17 protein-coding genes are annotated in these 16,874 nt (G+C 68.3%); 6 read left to right on the forward strand and 11 right to left on the reverse strand.

Annotation, left to right across the window (positions count from 1 at the left end):
• Nucleotides 1-65: 65 nt before the first annotated feature.
• Both IAE58_RS02790 and IAE58_RS02795 read left to right on the forward strand, forming a co-directional pair.
• A complete protein-coding gene (locus IAE58_RS02790; protein ID WP_199933150.1) occupies nt 66-1,676 on the forward strand; it encodes a transglycosylase SLT domain-containing protein in 1,611 nt (536 codons plus the stop codon).
• A gap of 20 nt (nt 1,677-1,696) precedes the next feature.
• Entirely contained in the window at nt 1,697-2,044 is a 348-nt protein-coding gene (locus tag IAE58_RS02795; RefSeq protein WP_199933149.1) for a ribonuclease E inhibitor RraB, read from the forward strand.
• A 171-nt stretch (nt 2,045-2,215) separates the two neighbouring features.
• Here IAE58_RS02795 and asd read toward each other — a convergent pair whose 3' ends face one another.
• Entirely contained in the window at nt 2,216-3,058 is an 843-nt protein-coding gene (asd, locus tag IAE58_RS02800; protein WP_108771972.1) for an archaetidylserine decarboxylase, read from the reverse strand.
• On the reverse strand, nt 3,055-3,705 hold the full coding sequence (locus tag IAE58_RS02805; RefSeq protein WP_199933148.1) for an SCO family protein: 651 nt from the start codon (nt 3,703-3,705) through the stop codon (nt 3,055-3,057). The genes asd and IAE58_RS02805 overlap by 4 nt, the downstream gene beginning before the upstream one ends.
• Nucleotides 3,706-3,827: 122 nt before the next feature.
• On the opposite strand from IAE58_RS02805, the gene prmB reads away from it, so the two are divergent.
• The 4 genes from prmB (at nt 3,828) to IAE58_RS02825 (ending at nt 8,007) form a co-directional block, all read left to right on the forward strand.
• Nucleotides 3,828-4,757, forward strand: a complete 930-nt coding sequence (prmB, locus tag IAE58_RS02810; RefSeq protein WP_108754847.1) for a 50S ribosomal protein L3 N(5)-glutamine methyltransferase — start codon at nt 3,828-3,830, stop codon at nt 4,755-4,757.
• Entirely contained in the window at nt 4,754-5,857 is a 1,104-nt protein-coding gene (gene aroC / locus IAE58_RS02815; RefSeq protein WP_199933147.1) for a chorismate synthase, read from the forward strand. The genes prmB and aroC overlap by 4 nt, the downstream gene beginning before the upstream one ends.
• Nucleotides 5,850-6,887, forward strand: coding sequence for a D-glycerate dehydrogenase (locus IAE58_RS02820; protein ID WP_199933146.1), 1,038 nt, complete (start codon nt 5,850-5,852; stop codon nt 6,885-6,887). Before aroC ends, IAE58_RS02820 begins: the two co-directional genes overlap by 8 nt.
• A gap of 91 nt (nt 6,888-6,978) precedes the next feature.
• On the forward strand, nt 6,979-8,007 hold the full coding sequence (locus IAE58_RS02825; protein WP_199933145.1) for an aspartate-semialdehyde dehydrogenase: 1,029 nt from the start codon (nt 6,979-6,981) through the stop codon (nt 8,005-8,007).
• Between the two features lie 275 nt (nt 8,008-8,282).
• Here the strand turns inward: IAE58_RS02825 and IAE58_RS02830 are convergent, their stop codons facing one another.
• The 9 genes from IAE58_RS02830 to mdcA form a co-directional block, all read right to left on the reverse strand.
• Nucleotides 8,283-9,002 (reverse strand): GntR family transcriptional regulator, encoded by a 720-nt coding sequence (locus tag IAE58_RS02830; RefSeq protein WP_199932277.1) that lies wholly within the window; start codon nt 9,000-9,002, stop codon nt 8,283-8,285.
• A gap of 302 nt (nt 9,003-9,304) precedes the next feature.
• On the reverse strand, nt 9,305-10,672 hold the full coding sequence (locus IAE58_RS02835) for an SLC13 family permease (protein WP_199932276.1): 1,368 nt from the start codon (nt 10,670-10,672) through the stop codon (nt 9,305-9,307).
• 105 nt (nt 10,673-10,777) lie between these two features.
• Nucleotides 10,778-11,698 (reverse strand): malonate decarboxylase subunit epsilon, encoded by a 921-nt coding sequence (gene mdcH, locus IAE58_RS02840; RefSeq protein ID WP_199932275.1) that lies wholly within the window; start codon nt 11,696-11,698, stop codon nt 10,778-10,780.
• Entirely contained in the window at nt 11,695-12,552 is an 858-nt protein-coding gene (gene mdcB / locus IAE58_RS02845; protein ID WP_199932274.1) for a triphosphoribosyl-dephospho-CoA synthase MdcB, read from the reverse strand. Before mdcB ends, mdcH begins: the two co-directional genes overlap by 4 nt.
• A complete protein-coding gene (gene mdcG / locus IAE58_RS02850; RefSeq protein WP_199932273.1) occupies nt 12,549-13,190 on the reverse strand; it encodes a malonate decarboxylase holo-[acyl-carrier-protein] synthase in 642 nt (213 codons plus the stop codon). Before mdcG ends, mdcB begins: the two co-directional genes overlap by 4 nt.
• Nucleotides 13,183-13,893: a biotin-independent malonate decarboxylase subunit gamma gene (gene mdcE, locus IAE58_RS02855; RefSeq protein ID WP_199932272.1), complete on the reverse strand. Its 711-nt coding sequence runs from the start codon at nt 13,891-13,893 to the stop codon at nt 13,183-13,185. Before mdcE ends, mdcG begins: the two co-directional genes overlap by 8 nt.
• Complete coding sequence (locus IAE58_RS02860) at nt 13,890-14,789, reverse strand: biotin-independent malonate decarboxylase subunit beta (RefSeq protein ID WP_199932331.1); 900 nt, start codon at nt 14,787-14,789, stop codon at nt 13,890-13,892. Before IAE58_RS02860 ends, mdcE begins: the two co-directional genes overlap by 4 nt.
• A gap of 5 nt (nt 14,790-14,794) precedes the next feature.
• Nucleotides 14,795-15,115: a malonate decarboxylase acyl carrier protein gene (gene mdcC, locus IAE58_RS02865; RefSeq protein WP_108768143.1), complete on the reverse strand. Its 321-nt coding sequence runs from the start codon at nt 15,113-15,115 to the stop codon at nt 14,795-14,797.
• A 10-nt stretch (nt 15,116-15,125) separates the two neighbouring features.
• Nucleotides 15,126-16,769 (reverse strand): malonate decarboxylase subunit alpha, encoded by a 1,644-nt coding sequence (mdcA, locus tag IAE58_RS02870; protein WP_199932271.1) that lies wholly within the window; start codon nt 16,767-16,769, stop codon nt 15,126-15,128.
• Between the last annotated feature and the right edge of the window lie 105 nt (nt 16,770-16,874).

Genomic DNA, 16,874 nt, shown 5'->3' on the forward strand with positions numbered 1-16,874 from the left:
GCCGGGTTGCCCGGACCTTGGCGGCACCGCTACTCTGCCTGCCTGTTTCGCACACAGTGCCACCAATGCCCGTTCCTGTCCTGATTTCCCGCACCTGGCCGCTGCTGGCCCTGGTTGGCCTGGTTTCTCTGGCGCCCGACGCCCATGCGCAGCGGGTGTCGGCGCGGGACAAGGTGAAAGTGGACGCGCTGCAGCAGCGCATGGCCGCGGCCGAAAAGCGCTATGGCGACGCCTTGCTGCTGGTGGCCAATGCCGATCCCAAGGGCAGCAACGAGGCCGATGCCGCGCTGGAGGACATGGAAGATGTCATCAGCGAATGCGTGAAGCAGAAGGGCTGCCAGATGGGCAGCATGCTGGCCACCTACAAGCGCCTGCTGAAGCGCGATGCCGACGCCGCCAGCGACGATGACGCCACCGCCGACGCCGGCGACCGCCTGGAGGCCGACCCGGACCACGTCGGCCCGCTGGCCGCCGATGTGCCCGAAGCGGCGCGCGCGGCCGCCCTGCTGAACGACAAGCGCCATGCCTTCGACAACATGGTCGAATACAACCCGGCCGTGCAGGCCGGCATCCGCCGCTGGCTGACCGACATGCGGCCGGCGCTGATGACCACCTACGAGAACTACCAGAACCTGCGTGCGGTGATGTGGCCGGAGTGGGAAAAGCGTGGCCTGCCCGAGGCCCTGCTGTTCGGCATCATGGCCAAGGAATCCAATGGCCGCGTACATGCGTCTTCGCGTGTTGGTGCGGCCGGGTTGATGCAGTTCATGCCGGCCACCGGCCGCCGCTTCGGCCTGGGCCCGGATGGCACCGGCTTCGACACCCGCTTCGACGCGCGCAGCGCGGCTGAGGCCAGTGCCGCATACATCAATGAGCGTATGCGCGGATTGAACAACAGCGTTGAACTGTCGCTGGCCGGTTACAACGGCGGTGAAGGCCGTGCCGCGCGCGTGGCACGCGAAAATCCGGGGCAGAGTTTCTGGGTGGACCGGGTCTACAACCAGTTCCCGGGGGAAACCAAGGACTATGTGCCGATGGTGATCGCCGCGGCGTGGATCTACCTGCACCCGCAGCAGTACGGCGTGGAATTCCCGAAGATCAATGCGCAGCCGGCCACGGTGCGCCTGGCCCGTTCGACCACCATCTATGAACTGACCATCTGCCTGGGCAGCCACGGCACCCGCGATGGCTACATGCGCGCGCTGCGCAACCTCAACCCGCGCTATGAGGCCGATGGCTGGATTCCGGCCGGCACCCTCATCAATGCCACCACGCGCATCGCCAGCCTGTACCAGCGCAACTGCGTCAGCGGCCCGCGCGCGGACCTGGCGCGCACGCTGATCACGGCCGATCTGAACGCGGCCATCGTGCGCCCCAGCGCGACCACCTACACCGGCAGCGTCGCGGTGGGCGGTCTGGTGCCGGTGGCCGATCCGAACGCGGCCAGCCCGGTGGCCACGACCCCGGCCGCGCCGGTGGCCGCACCGCGTCCGGCCCCCGCGCCGCGTGCCAAGCCGGCACGCAGCTACAAGGTCGGCAAGGGCGAGACCCTGGGCCGTATTGCCGCCAAGTTCCAGTGCGACGTGCCGGTCCTGGCCCGCGCCAATGGCCTGAAGGCCCCTTCCTACAGCCTGCGCCAGGGCCAGACCCTGAAGCTGCAGGGCTGCGACAAGTAACTGCCCGGAGACCCCACCGCATGGACCTGCAAGCCACCCGCGACCTGTTCGAGAACCTGCGCGAGAACACCGACTGGGATCTCAGCGTGCCCCTGCTATGGGGCTACTACTTCGTGCATTCCACCCCCGAGCGCCTGCAGGCGCTGGCTGCCAGCCTGCAGAAGCAGGGCTACACGGTGGTGGACCAGTTCGAGCAGGAGCCGGAAGAGGGCGATGCGCCCTTCCACGTGCTGCACGTCGAGCGCGTCGAGATCCACGACGAAGCCTCGCTGGACCTGCGCAACCAGGAACTGGCCGCACTGGCCAGCCAGCTGGGCGTTGAAGACTACGACGGCGTGGACGTCGGCCCGGCCCCGACCCTCCAGTAGCGTCGAGCTTGCTCGACTGCTTCAATCCGTAGAGTCGAGCTTGCTCGACTGCTCGGGTTTTGTAGAGTCGAGCTTGCTCGACTGCCTTGGCATGGCGCCAGTCGAGCAAGCTCGACTCTACGACGGCATCCCCGGCATTCCGAGAATGCCCGGGATCCCGCCGCCCAACCCTCAGCGCAGCGTTGCCAGCGCCTGCCCCAGCTGCACCGGGCTTTCCGCGCCCAGCTGCGGGGCGAATTCGGCCACGCCCGGCGGCAGCAGCACGATCACCGTCGAACCGTAGTTGAAGCGCGCCATCTCGGCGAAGCGCTCCAGCACGATGCCCTGGCCGCGGTAATCCTTGCGGGTGATGCGATCGCCGTAGGCGGGAATCTCTTCACCACTCCAGACCGTTTCCACGCCCGACACCAGCAGCGCGCCGACCATCACGCTCACCATCGGGCCGAAGCTGGTGTCGAAATGGCAGACCAGGCGCTCGTTGCGGGCAAACAGGCGCGGCACGCCGTTCACCGCCGCCGGGCCCACGCTGAACAGTCGGCCCGGCACGTGCACGGTCTCGCGCAGGGTGCCGGTCCAGGGCATGTGCACACGGTGGTAGTCGCGCGGCGACAGGTACACCGTGGCGAACAGACCTTCGTTGTACGGCTTGGCATCTTCAGCGCTGCCCAGCAGTTCAGCGGCGGTGAACGACTGGCCCTTGGCCTGGAAAATGCGGCCGGCCTCGATCTTCCCCAGCTGGCTGATGCGGCCGTCGGCGGGCATCACCAGCCGGCGCGGATCGGCATCGGCCACGCGCGCGCCCGGCTTCAGCGCACGGGTGAAGAACTGGTTGAACGTGGCGTAGCTGCGCGGGTCGGGGTTGGCCGCTTCGTCCAGGTTGACGTCGAACTTGCGGGTGACCGTGTCGATCAACCAGCGCGACACGCGCGGATCGTCCGAGTACGCCAGCGAGCGCGCCATCGAAGACAGCAGGCGGTGGGGCAGGGCATACGTCAGGGCGGTGGTCAGGCTCATGGGGCGGATTTCTCGGTCAGCTTCTGCAGGTCGCGGGCAATGGCCGGCGCGTTGAACGGGGGGCGCACCAGGCCGGCAAGGCGGCCCTGCGGGTCAAGCACGGCCAGGCTGGCCGAGTGCTCCACGGTGTAATCCTCGGGGTTTTCGTCGAAGTGCTTGCCCGGCACCTTCTGGAACACGAAGCCCAGCGAGGTGGCAAAGCGCTCCAGCGAGGGAATGTCGGCGCTGGCGGCCAGGGTGTCCTTGTGGAACCCGTGCACGTACTCGCCCAGGCGGGTAGCGTTGTCGCGGTCCGGGTCGACCGACACGAACAGCACGCGCGGGCGCAGCGTGTCCGGCAGGTTCTGCCACTGGTTCTGCGCGCCGGCCAGCTCGGCCAGGGTGGTCGGGCATACGTCCGGGCAGAACGTGAAGCCCAGGAACACCAGCGTCCAGTGGCCCTTCAGCTCGCCCGGAATCAGGCGGGTGCCGTCGGACTGGGCCAGGTTGAAGTCGGGCAGGGGGCGCGCCTGCGGGTACAGGGTGATCGCCTCGGTGGCCGGCTGGTTGGCCGCCGGCTTCGGCGCGAACACCTGCTGCGCGGCCAGCAGGCCCAGGCCCGCGGCCAGGGCGATCAGCAGGATGATGCCGACGTTGCGATTGAACATGGGGGCTCCCGCGCGAAGTGGGCCCCATCATACCGGCTGTGGCCGGATCGTTTCCGTCGCAACGGATGCCGGCGCAGGCCGCAAGCCCTATAATCGTGGGCCACTTTGCCCGCAGTACCGCCATGACCGCTGAAACGGCCGCCGAACTCCACACGATCATCGACCTGATCCGCTACGGCACCAGCCGTTTCAACGCCGCGGGCCTGACCTTCGGGCACAGCTACGACAATGCCCTGGACGAGGCCACCCAGCTGGTGCTGCACAGCCTGCACCTGCCGCACGATCTCGGCCCGGCCTACGGCCAGGCGCGCCTGCTGCAGGAAGAAAAGCTGCGCGTGCTGGAGCTGTTCCAGCGCCGCATCGACGAACGCATCCCCGCCGCCTACCTGACTGGCGAGGCCTGGTTTGCCGGGCTCAGCTTCAAGAGCGACAAGCGCGCCCTGGTGCCGCGCTCGCCCATCGCCGAGCTGATCGAGTGCGGCTTCGAACCGTGGCTGGCCGGCCGCGATGTCAGCCGCGCGCTGGACCTGTGCACCGGTTCGGGCTGCATCGCCATTGCCATGGGTCACTACTACCCGAACTGGGAAGTGGATGGCGTGGACCTGAGCGATGACGCGCTGTCGCTGGCCGAAGAGAACAAGGAGCGCCTGCAGGCGCACAACGTCACCCTGCTGAAGTCGGACCTGTTCAACGGCCTGACCGGTCGCCACTACGACCTGATCGTCACCAACCCGCCCTACGTCACCAACGACGAGACCGATGCCCTGCCGCAGGAATACTCCTACGAGCCGGAAATGGGCCTGCGCGCCGGCGACGACGGCCTGGACCTGGTGCTGAAGATCCTGCGTGACGCCCCGCTGCACCTGAGCGAAGACGGCCTGCTGATCTGCGAAGTGGGCGAATCCGAACAGCACCTGATCAAGCTGCTGCCGGAAGTCGACTTCGCCTGGATCGAATTCAAGGTCGGCCAGATGGGCATCTTCGCGGTCGAATGCCGTGAACTGATCGCCCACAGCGCCCGCATCACCGAACTGGCGGCGCAGCGCCCGTGAGCTCCAATTCGTTCGGCAAGCTGTTCACCGTCACCACGTTCGGCGAATCGCACGGGCCGGCCATCGGCTGCGTGATCGATGGCTGTCCGCCGGGGCTGGCGCTGGATGCGGCCGAATTCGCCCACGACCTGCAGCGCCGTGCCACCGGCAAGAGCCGGCACACCTCGGCGCGGCGCGAGGCCGACGAGGTCGAGATCCTGTCCGGCGTGTACCAGGGCCTGACCACCGGCACCCCCATCGCGTTGCTGATCCGCAACACCGACCAGCGCAGCAAGGATTACGCCAACATCGGCCAGCAGTTCCGTCCGGGCCATGCCGATTACAGCTATTGGCACAAGTACGGCATCCGCGATCCGCGCGGTGGTGGCCGCTCCTCTGCGCGCGAAACCACCATGCGCGTGGCTGCCGGCGTGGTCGCCAAGAAGTGGCTGGCCGAGCGCTTCGGGGTGACCGTGCGTGGCTACCTGTCGCAGCTGGGCGAGATCCGTCCGTCCGGTTTCGACTGGTCGGCGGTGGAAGACAACCCGTTCTTCTGGCCGCACGCCGAACAGGTGCCGCAGCTGGAGGCGTACATGGATGCGCTGCGCAAGTCCGGTGATTCGGTCGGTGCGCGCGTGGACGTGGTGGCCGGCAACGTGCCGCCGGGCTGGGGTGAACCCATCTACGGCAAGCTCGATGGCGACCTGGCCGCCGCGCTGATGAGCATCAACGCGGTCAAGGGCGTGGAGATCGGCGACGGCTTCGCCAGCGCCGCGCAGAAGGGCACCGAACACCGCGATCTGCTGACCCCGCAGGGCTTTGCCAGCAACCATGCCGGCGGCATCCTCGGCGGCATTTCCACCGGCCAGCCGGTGGTCGCCTCCATCGTGCTGAAGCCCACCTCCAGCCTGCGCCTGCCGGGTCCGTCGCTGGATACCGAAGGCAATGTGGTGGAAGTGATCACCACCGGCCGTCACGACCCCTGCGTCGGCATCCGCGCCACCCCCATCGCCGAGGCCATGATGGCCCTGGTGCTGATGGACCAGGCACTGCGCCACCGCGCCCAGTGTGGCGACGTCGGTACCATCACCCCGCGCATTCCCGGGCAGGTCGATGGCTGATACGCGGCCGACGGTATGGGTGAGCCAGCCGCTGATCGACGCGGCCATCGCGCCGCTGCGCGATCGCGTGCGGCTGCTCGCCACCGAAACCGTCACCGCCTGGTCGCCGCAGCAGATCACCGAACAACTGGCCTCGGTCGACGGCGCCATCATCACCCTCAACGAGCGCATCGGCGCGGCCCAGCTGGCCGATGCCGCGCAGCTGCAGGTGATCGCCAACGTCGGCGTGGGCTACAACAACCTGGACGTGGACGCGCTCAGCGCGGCCGGCATCCTGGCCAGCAACACCCCCGATGTGCTGACCGAAACCACAGCCGACATGGGCTTTGCCCTGCTGATGGCCACCGCGCGTCGCATCACCGAATCCGAGCGCTGGCTGCGCGAGGGCAAGTGGGGGCAGTGGTCGTTCCAGACCATGCTCGGTGCCGATATCCATGGCAGCACCCTGGGCATCCTCGGCATGGGCCGCATCGGCCAGGGTATTGCCCGCCGCGGCGCGCACGGCTTCGGCATGAAGGTGCTGTACCACAACCGTTCGCGGCTGCCGGCCGACACCGAGGCTGCACTGGGCGCGACCTACGTGGACCTGGACACGCTGCTGGCGCAGTCCGACCACCTGGTCACCGTGCTGCCGTACACCCCGGCCTCGCACCACATCATCGACGCCGCCGCGCTGGCGAAGATGAAGCCCTCGGCCACCCTGGTGAACATTGCCCGCGGCGGCATCGTCGATGAACTGGCCCTGGTCGATGCGCTGGCCAACGGCCGCCTGGCCGCCGCTGGGCTGGATGTCTACGAAGGCGAGCCGAAGGTGCGCCCGGAACTGCTGGCGCTGCGCAACGTGGTGCTGACCCCGCATATCGGCAGCGCCTCGCTGGGCACGCGCACGGCCATGGTGCAGCTGGCCGTGGACAACCTGCTGGCCGGCCTGGGTCTGTCGGGCAGCCCGGCTGCCATGCCGAGCGCGATCAATGCCGACGCGGCCCTGGCCGCGCGTGCCGTGCTGGGTAAAAAAAGCGGGAAACGATAGGGAACCTCCACGCGCCCCGTCCGAGGAGGTTCCCCGAACCCAGCTGTCGTGCGTGAGTTTTCCCCTTCCCGTTTTTCGTGAGAGTTCCCCCATGAGCAATGCACAACGCAGCTTCCACGTCGCCATCGTCGGCGCCACCGGTGCGGTCGGCGAGACCATGCTGTCCATCCTGGCCGAGCGCGGCTTCCCCGTCGGCACCCTGAGCCTGCTCGCCTCCGAGCGCTCGGCCGGTGGCGAAGTCGACTACGAAGGCCAGAAGATCAAGATCCAGGACCTGGCCACCTTCGATCCCAGCGGCGTTGAAATCGCCCTGTTCTCGGCCGGCGGCAGCGTGTCCAAGGAATACGCACCGAAGTTCGCCGCGGCCGGTGCCGTGGTGATCGACAACTCCTCGGCCTTCCGTTACGACGACGACGTGCCGCTGGTGGTGTCCGAGGTCAACCCGGACCAGGTCGGCAACCGTCCGCGCGGCATCATCGCCAACCCGAACTGCTCGACCATGCAGATGCTGGTGGCGCTGGCGCCGCTGCACCGCAAGTACGGCATCGAGCGCATCAACGTGTCCACCTACCAGTCGGTGTCCGGCGGTGGCCGTTCGGCGATGGAAGAGCTGGGCAAGCAGACCGGCCAGCTGCTCAGCTTCCAGGACATCGATCCGCAGCGCTTCCCGGTGCAGATCGCCTTCAACCTGATTCCGCACATCGACGATTTCCAGGACAACGGCTTCACCAAGGAAGAAATGAAGCTGGTCTGGGAAACCCGCAAGATCCTCGGTGACGACAGCATTCTGGTGAACCCGACCGCGGTGCGCGTGCCGGTGTTCTACGGCCATTCCGAATCGGTGGCGATCGAAACCCGCGACAAGGTCACCGTGGCCGAAGCGCGTGCGCTGCTGGAACAGGCGCCGGGCGTGGAAGTGGTGGACCGTCACGAAGCCGGCGGTTACCCGACCCCGGTCACCCATGCCTCGGGCACCGACGCGGTGTACGTCGGCCGCATCCGCGAAGACCTGTCGCACCCGCGCGGCCTGAACCTGTGGATCGTGTCGGACAACGTGCGCAAGGGCGCCGCCCTGAACGCCGTGCAGCTGGCCGAGCTGGTCGCCGCCGAACAGAGTTGATACCCGCTGTCCTGTAGAGCCGGGCCACGCCCGGCTGCTTCTGCCCTTCGTAGAGTCGAGCTTGCTCGACTGCTTCTGCCGTTCGTAGAGTCGAGCTTGCTCGACTGCTTCACGCAACAGCAGTCGAGCAAGCTCGACTCTACCAAGCAGCGGTCAGCCGTCGTTTGTCGTGGCGGCCACAGAACAGCGGTCAGCCGCCGTCAGCCGCCATCGGCGGGGCGGGGTCAGCGGCCCGTGGTAGCGCCGGGCCATGCCCGGCGAGGCGACCGCCCCGCTCAGCCGCCGCCTTCGGTCGGCAACGGAGCCGGCACGTTCAGCAGCCCGCCACTGGCCACGTAGGCGGCCAGCGCCTGGCCCTGGCTCAGCAGGTGGCGTTCCATGGTGCGCTCGGCCGCGGCCGCGTCGCGGCGGCGGAAGCATTCCATCAGTTCACGGTGTTCGGCCAGCGACTGCGCGGTGCGGCCGGGGGCCAGCAACTGGCGTCCGCGGTGCATCTTCAGGATGCGGTGCAGATCGTGGGTGATGCGGATCAGCCACGGGTTGCCGGCGTAGTGCTGCACGGTTTCGTGGATCAGGTAGTTGTTGCGGTAATACTCGGCGATGTTGCCTTCGGCGGCTGCCGCTTCCATCGCCGCATGCAGGTCTTCCAGCTGCTGCACGCCGGCGTCGTCGATGTGCTTGACCGCCTCATGCGCGCAGCGGCCTTCCAGCATCGCCATTACCGGGAACAGCTGGTTCAGGTCTTCCAAGGTAAGCCGGGTGACCCGCGCACCGCGGCCGGCATCGATCTGCACCAGCCCTTCGGCGGCCAGCAGCTTCAACGCCTCGCGCAGCGGCGTGCGGCTGATGCCGAGTTCTTCGCACAGCGCGGGTTCGTCGATCCATTCGCCCGGCGGCAGCCGGTAATCGTAGATGCGCTCGCGCACATGCTCGGCCACCTCTTCATACAGAGGTGCGCGCTTCTTCGGTGAACGCGGAGCAGGAGCGATGGCCATGGTGAAAGTGTACTGCCTCCCTGCGTGCAACCTGTAAACCCGCCGGAAACGGCTGGGGAAAACGACTGGGGAAAAAGCCCAGGGAAAACGGCCGGGGAAAACGGCCGGGGAAAACGGCCGGGGAAAACGGCCGGGTAGAGTCGACTGTTAGTCGACTGCTTTCCGCACGGATGACGGCAAATCCCGCGCTGCGCGCGATAGTCGACCAACGGTCGACTCTACCCGGTCGCCCCCCCCAGTCGCCCCCAGCCGAATCCGGCCCGTGCATCGACGGGCGCCGTAATCCTCCGGCGCCCCGTCACTTACATCCAGCCCGGTACCACGAACACCAGCCAAGCCAGCAGCGGACCGAACACCACCACCAGTCCGCTATAGACCAGGAAGCGGCGGAACAGGGTTTCGCGTTCTTCCTTCGCGGCCGAGGCCACCACCAGCGCGCCGTTGGTCGAGAACGGGCTGACGTCGACGATGGTGGACGACACTGCCAGCGCGCAGATCACGCCCGCCGCGCCCAGATGGCCCTGCATCAGGAATGGAACCGCCAGCGGAATGGTTGCGCCCAGCACCGCGGCCGACGAAGCGAAGGCCGACACGATGCCGCCCACGTAGCAGACCAGCAGCGCGCCCAGCAGCGGAATGCCGATGCTGGAAACTCCATGGCCGATGAAGTCCACCGCGCCAGCATGTTCCAGCACGCCGATATAGGTCACCACGCCGCAGATCAGCAGCACGGTGGACCAGCTGATGCCATCGACGGCGCCCTTCTGGCTCTGCGGCGACAGCAGCGCCAGGGCCACGGCCACGGTGATCGACACCAGGCCGACGTTGAGGTTGTAGATCAGCGCGGCCACGCCCAGGCCCAGCAGGCCGATCAGGGTGAACAGGCGTTCGCGGGTGAAACCGACGGCTTCCAGCGCTACCGGATCGTTGGACAGCGTGCCCCCGCCGGCCGCCACCAGTGCGCCATGGCCTTCAATGGCGAACTGCCGCGACGAGGCCTGCGGTCCACCGGCCATCGCCAGTTCCGCCGTACCCATACCGCCGGTGGCGGTGATCGAGCCGCGGCGCAGCAGGGCGATGCCGCCGAACGCCACGAAGCAGATGATGGCCATCATGAAGTTGAAGCCAAGGCTGGTCAGGAAGACCGCCATCTCGGTCACTTCCAGGCCCGCCTTCTGCACCACGCCGTTGGTGATGCTGCCGTACACGCTGATGGGCGAGAAGCCGCCGGCCTGCGCGCCATGGATCACCAGCAGGCCCATCATCAACGGGTTGATGTTGTACTGCTTGGCAAAGCGCAGCGCGACCGGGCCGATGATCGCCACCGCGGCCGGGCCCAGCGCACCGAAGGCGGTCAGCACGGCGGTGATGACGAACATCACCCACGGAATGGCCACGATATGGCCGCGCACCGCTTTCACTGCCCAATGCACCAGCAGGTCGATGGTGCCGTTCTTCTGCGCGATGGCGAACAGGTAGGTAATGCCGACCAGGGTCAGGAACAGGTCGCCGGGGAAACCGGCAAGCACTTCCTTGCCGCCCATGTCGACCCACAGGCCACCGATGATGAAGGCCAGCGCGAAGGCCACGGCGCCCATGTTGATCGGCATGGCGGTGGCGACGATGAACATGATCACCAGGCCGATGATCGTTGCGATTTGTGGACTCATGCGCCCTCCCAGACACGTGACTCGCGGTACAGCTCGGATGGAGACCCGCCATCCCGGGGTAAGGCGTCGTACTGCATGCTGCGTGCTACGTACTGCTCGAACCCGTTACTGCTGCCGGTCCAGCGCGTTGCGGACCCATGCCGCTGCACCTTCCAGGCCCTGGAACTCTTCCACCGCGCGCACCTGGCAGCACGGGTAGGACGCGGCCACCATGCGCGCCAGCGCCGTGCCCGGGCCCAGCTGCAGGAATACCCGCGCGCCGCGCTCGAAGGCCTGGCGCATCACCTGTGCCCATTCGATGGTCTGTGCCAGCTGTGCCGACAAGGTGTGGATCACCGCCGCGCGATCACGCACCGGGCGCGCATCAATGCCGGCCAGCACCGGTAGCGTTGGCGCGCGCACCGCCGCCGCCTCCAGCGCCGTGACGAACGGTGCGACAGCGGCCGCAAGCAGCGGCGTGTGCGCGGCCACATGCACCGGCAGCACGCGCACCTCTGCACCCTGCGCGTGCGCGGCAGCAGCCAGTGCGTGCAGTGACGCCTGCGTTCCGCCCACGACGAAGTGATCGGCGCCATTGGCGATGGCGATGTCCACGGTGTGTGCATCGCACAGTGCCTGCAGTGTTTGCCGCTGCAAGCCCAGCACCGCCAGCAGGCCGCTGTCGGCCGGGCTGGCAGCGTCCATCAGCTGCGCGCGGCGGGCCGCCAGGTGAAGGCAGGCGCGGGCATCCAGGCTGTGGGCCACCGCATGCGCGGCCAGCTCGCCGATGCTGTAGCCGGCCACCAGCAGCGGTGCCGGCAGCGCATCGCGCAGGCCCTGCCAGTGCGCCAGCGTGGCCGCACACAGCAGCGGCTGCGCCAGTGCGTTGTCGAAGCGTGCCTCATCGGCGGCGGCCGCAACGACATCGCGGCCCAGCACCGCCTGCGCGGCATCCAGCACATCACCCGCAGCAGGCAGGTCGCGCACGCGATCAAACATCGCCGCGTGCTGCGCGCCTTGTCCGGGGCAGAGCAGGGCCAGGCTCATGCGCCCTCCTGCTGCAGCAGGAACCAGCTGCAGGCCAGCAGATCGGCACTGCCACCGGCGCTCAGGCGACGCGCCACGAAACCCTCACCGATGCGGTGCAGGCGTGCCTGCCAGCCAGCGGCGAACGCACCGCCGCCATCAAGAAAACCGCGTGCCTGCTGTTGCGCCCACGCCAGGCCGTCAGCACCGCCGCGGTGCAGCAGGTTCAGGTCATCCACGCGTGCAACCAGCTGCATCAGGGTCTGGCACAGCGCTGCATCGCGCGGCAGGCCCGCGTGCAGGGCGTGGCGCAGAGTGGGCACCGCCAGCTCGCGCAGCAGCGGATAACCGGCGGCGGCCTGTTCGCGCACGCCCGGCACGCCATGGCGCAGGCGCGCGCGCTGGCCGGGGCTGCCGGCATCCAGCGGCGCAGCGGCAAGATCGCTGGCCCAGTGCTGTACCGCCAGGCAGACCTGCGCAGCGGACACGGCGTGGCCGTGCTGGCGGCGGCAGCGTGCCGCAGCGGCCACCAGCAGGCCCAGGCTGAAGATGGCACCGCGATGGGTGTTGATGCCGCCGGTGGCGCGCAGCATGTCCGCTTCCGCGCCGATGCCGAGCGTGCGCAAGCGTGCAAACGGCGCATCGTCCGCGCCCGCGCGGGCAATTGCGGTGAAGTAATGGCGCAGCGCGAACAGGCTGCGCAGGAACGTGCCGGCATCCATGTCGTCATGGCTGCCGGTGCTGAAGGGGGTCACCAAGCCCGGCTTGGGCGCGCACGCCAGTTCGGCGTGCAGGCTGGCGATGGCCAGGCGGCCCAGGCGCGCGCTGTCGATACGGCGCGCAACAGGTGGCGCCACGTGGGCCAGCGCGCTCATGCGGCCACTCCGGTGGCAACGAACAGGCGCTCGCGCGGTTCCAGCGCGGCGCCGTGCAGGCGCTTGACCAGCACCTGGCGGCTGCCACCGGCGTACTCGCGCCAGTTCACTGCGCCGCCGTCGGCCAGGCACAGTTCGCCATCCACCCGGCGGCCCTGCGCAGGCTCCCACGCCTGCAGGTGATCGACCAGGGTCTCGGCCTGCGCGCTCACATCCACCTGCCACAGCAGATCGATGTCCGAGCCGGCGTGCACGTAGGGCAGGCCGCTCAGGTGCTGCCAGGCGAAGGCGCCAAACACGCGTGCCGGCGCGATCTCTGCCAGCGCCAGCAGGGCGTCCTTCCACTCGGCGGGCACGCCAGCGGCCAGAAGTTCATCCAGCGCCGGCGGTGCCTGCATGCGCTGCACGTCCTGCAGCGGTACCCGCAGCGCCAGCCGCTGCTTGCCCTCGCTGGGCGGCAGCGGCACGCCAAGCCGCAGCCGCGGGTCGGGATCGTCCACCGCACGCCGCGCCACCATCGCCGGCAGCCCCTGCGCGAACCACGCCGCCAGGCGCGGTTCGCACGCGGCCACGTCGGCCCGCCAATCGGCGTGCGCCGACAGCCAGACCAGCGTGTGGCGGGTGGGCCGGTCAGGCATCGCCGCGGGCCACCGCAATGGATACATCGGCGGCCAGTGCACGGCCGCCACGCTGCGCACCGAGCGCTGCGCGCCGGTCGCCGTCGACAGGGGTACGCAGGGCCTGCAGCAGGTGCTGGGCCAGGTCACCGTCCCACAGCGATTCGACGGCGCCCATCGCCACATAGTTGCCAACGCCCGGTGCGAACACCGGCGAGCTCTGGCTGAGCGCCTGCAGTTTTTCCAGCGGCTGCTTGGTCACCCGTGCCATCGCGCGCAGGTCCATCACCCGCACCTGCGCGTCGGGCAGGGCATGGATGTGATCGGCCATCAGGCCGAAGGACAGGAAGCCGCCACTGACCGATTCGCCATAGACCAGAGTCACCAGGCGCGCGCCGCGCCGGCGTGCCAGGTCCAGCGTCTGCGCCAGATGGGCAAAGTAGCCGTTGATGCCCAGCATTTCATCGCGACGGGCCAAGCGCTGGCCAGCGGTATCGGCCAGCATCACGATCGGCCGCTGCGGATGGGCGGCGGTACTGGCCAGCACCGTGTCGGCCAGGGCCAGCGCGTGGTCAACACCCACTTCGATGCGGTCTGTGGTGCCGATCACGGTCACCTCGCCGTCGTCGGTGGTGGCGCTGCCGGCAAGGACTGAATCCTGCACGGCAACGGCATGACCACGCGGGAACAGGGCATCCAGCAGGGTGTTCAGTGGCGGGGTCATGGCAGTCTCCGCTGGGCGGTGGCGGCAAGGAAGTCGGCGGTGTCCAGCAGCGGCAGACGTTCGGGCTCGGCAATGCCCTGCAGGGCCCAGACCTGCAGGCCATCGTTGCACTCGCCCCACGCCTGCACGCGCGCCGTCAGTGCGGCATGGCGTGCCTGCAGCGCGCCCAGCGCGGTATCCGTGTCGGCGCTGATGGTGTCGACCTGCAGTGCATCCACGGCGGCCTGTGCGAAGGCCTGCAATGAATCGGGTACCAGCACCTGGGCCTGGTCGATCAGGTAACGGTGCTTGCCGCCGGTCACCCGCCACACCAGGGCGCGGTCGCGTGCGTCGAACTCTTCCACGCCGCGGACGATCTCGATCACTTCCGGCCCGGACAGCGACAGCCGGCCTTCCTCGGACATGATGACGGTGGTGCAGCAGCGGGCGACGATGCCCATGCCGCCGAACGCGCCGTTGCCGCTGCCGATCAGCGCCACGACCGGTACGCCAGCGGCGCGTGCGCCCAGGGTGGCGCGCATGATTTCGGAAATCGCGATCAGGCCGGCATTGGCTTCGTGCAGGCGCACGCCGCCGGTATCGAGCAGCAGGAGCACGCCATCGGGCTGCGTTTCCGCCGCGCGACGCAGCAGGCCGGTCAGCTTGGCGCCGTGCACTTCGCCGACGCCACCGCCCATGAATTCACCCTGCTGCGCGGCCAGCAAGACACGCTTGCCCTGCAGCGTCGCTTCGCCGACGACGATGCCATCGTCGAAGGCGGCCGGCTGGTCGAGCTGGGCCAGGTGCGGGCTCATCATGCGCCGCGCGGGGCCGAGGAATTCGCGGAACGAACCCGCATCGACCAGACCGGCGATGCGTTCGCGTGCATCGGCTTCGTAATAGCTGTGGCGTTGCACGTGGCTCATGGCGTGCCTCCGGCCAGCAGGGTTTCCACCGCCTGGTCCAGGCGCAGGCTGACCACGGCCGGCGTCGCACCGGCATCGTTGATCGAGACGCGCACGTCGCGCAGTGGATGGCGCTGGGCGAAATCGGCAATGACCGCCTGCCAGATGGTGCCGAAGCCCTGCGCGGCGGTGATGATGCGCACCGTCATCGCCCCGTCCTGCGCGGCAGGTTCCAGCAGGATTTCCAGGTTGCCCGAGGCGAGCACGCCCACCAGCACCGCATCGCGCGGGAACTGCACGGGGGTGCGGCCGTCGAATCGATAGTCGAGGGTTTCCATGCTCAGTCCCTTACCAGTTGCGGAAGCGCTTGGGCGGGTCGTACAGGCCGCCGGACCAGCGCACCAGGTCCTTCACCGAACGCGCGGCCAGCAGGTCACGGCTGGCATCGCGCGGCGAGATGCCGAGATCTTCGGGACGACGGATCACGCCGCGGTCGCGCAGGTTTTCCACCATCGCGCGGTCGCGGCCGAGGCCGACGGCGGTGTAGCCGGAGACGCCGCGGATCGCCTGTTCGCGTTCCTCCGGCGTACGGCACAGCAGCAGGTTGGCGATGCCTTCTTCGGTCAGCACGTGGCTGACGTCGTCGCCGTAGATCATCACCGGCGGCAGCGGCATCTGTGCGCGCTCTGCCAGCTCCCAGGCATCCAGGCGATCGACGAAGGCCGGCGCCATGTGTTCGCGGAAGGTTTCCACCATCTGCACCACCAGCTTGCGCCCGCGCGGCATTTCGCCGGGCCGCGCGGCCTGCTGGCCGGCCTTGATCCAGGCGTCGCTGGCATGGCGGCGGCCGCGTGCATCCGACCCCATGTTGGGCGCACCGCCGAAGCCGGCGATGCGGTCGCGGGTGGCGGTGGAACTGTTGCCCTGCAGGTCGACCTGCAGGGTCGAACCGATGAACATGTCACACGCGTACAGGCCGGCGGTCTGCGAGAACGCGCGGTTGGAGCGCATCGAGCCGTCGGCACCGGTGAAGAACACATCGCCACGGGCGGCGATGTACTTCTCCATGCCCAGTTCCGAACCGAAGGAGTGCACCGATTTGACGAAGCCCGATTCAATGGCCGGAATCAGTGCCGGGTGCGGGTTCAGCGCCCAGTGCTGGCAGATCTTTCCCTTCAGGCCCAGTGATTCGGCATAGGTGGGCAGCAGCAGTTCGATCGCGGCGGTATCGAAGCCGATGCCGTGGTTGAGGCGGTTCACCCCGTACTCGGCGTAGATGCCCTTGATGGCCATCATCGCCATCAGCACCTGGATTTCGGAGATCTGCGCCGGGTCGCGGGTGAACAGTGGTTCGATGTGGTTCGGGCGCGGCGCCTGCACCACGAAGTTGACCCAGTCAGCGGGGATATCGACGCGGGGGAGGGTGTCGACGATTTCGTTGACCTGGGCGATGACGATGCCGCCGCCAAAAGCGGTGGCCTCGACGATCACCGGGGTGTCTTCGGTGTTCGGGCCGGTATAGAGGTTGCCGTGGCGGTCGGCGGCCTGCGCGGCCACCAGGGCCACGCGCGGGGTCAGGTCGATGAAGTAGCGGCCAAACAGTTCCAGGTAGGTGTGGATGGCACCGATCTGGATGCGCCCTTCGGCCACCAGGTTGGCCAGCCGCACCGACTGCGGGCCGGAGAACGAGAAGTCCAGTTTCGAGGCGATGCCGCGCTCGAACACATCCAGGTGCGAGGGCAGGGACAGCACCGACTGCACCATGTGCAGGTCGTGCACCCGCGCCGGGTCCAGGTCGGCCAGCGCCTGGGCCAGGAAATCGGCCTGCTTCTGGTTGTTGCCTTCCAAGCAGACCTTGTCGCCCGGTTCCAGCAAGGCATGCAGCAGGTCGGCGACATCGGCGGCGGCGACCTGGCGGCCCCGTGCCCAGGGCGCGGCCCGTTCCAGGCGGGCCTGGCGGCTGCGTTGCAACGTGTCCCAGCTCGGGTTCATCGACCTGCTTCCGATTGGCGTTGAGATAATTACGCCATAATTACGGAACGGGCCGCAACTCGCAGTGCAGCAAATTCTGGTGTGCCAGTCCGGTAGGCGCTTTCA

Source organism: Stenotrophomonas sp. S49 (assembly GCF_016624905.1).
Taxonomy (GTDB): Bacteria; Pseudomonadota; Gammaproteobacteria; order Xanthomonadales; family Xanthomonadaceae; genus Stenotrophomonas.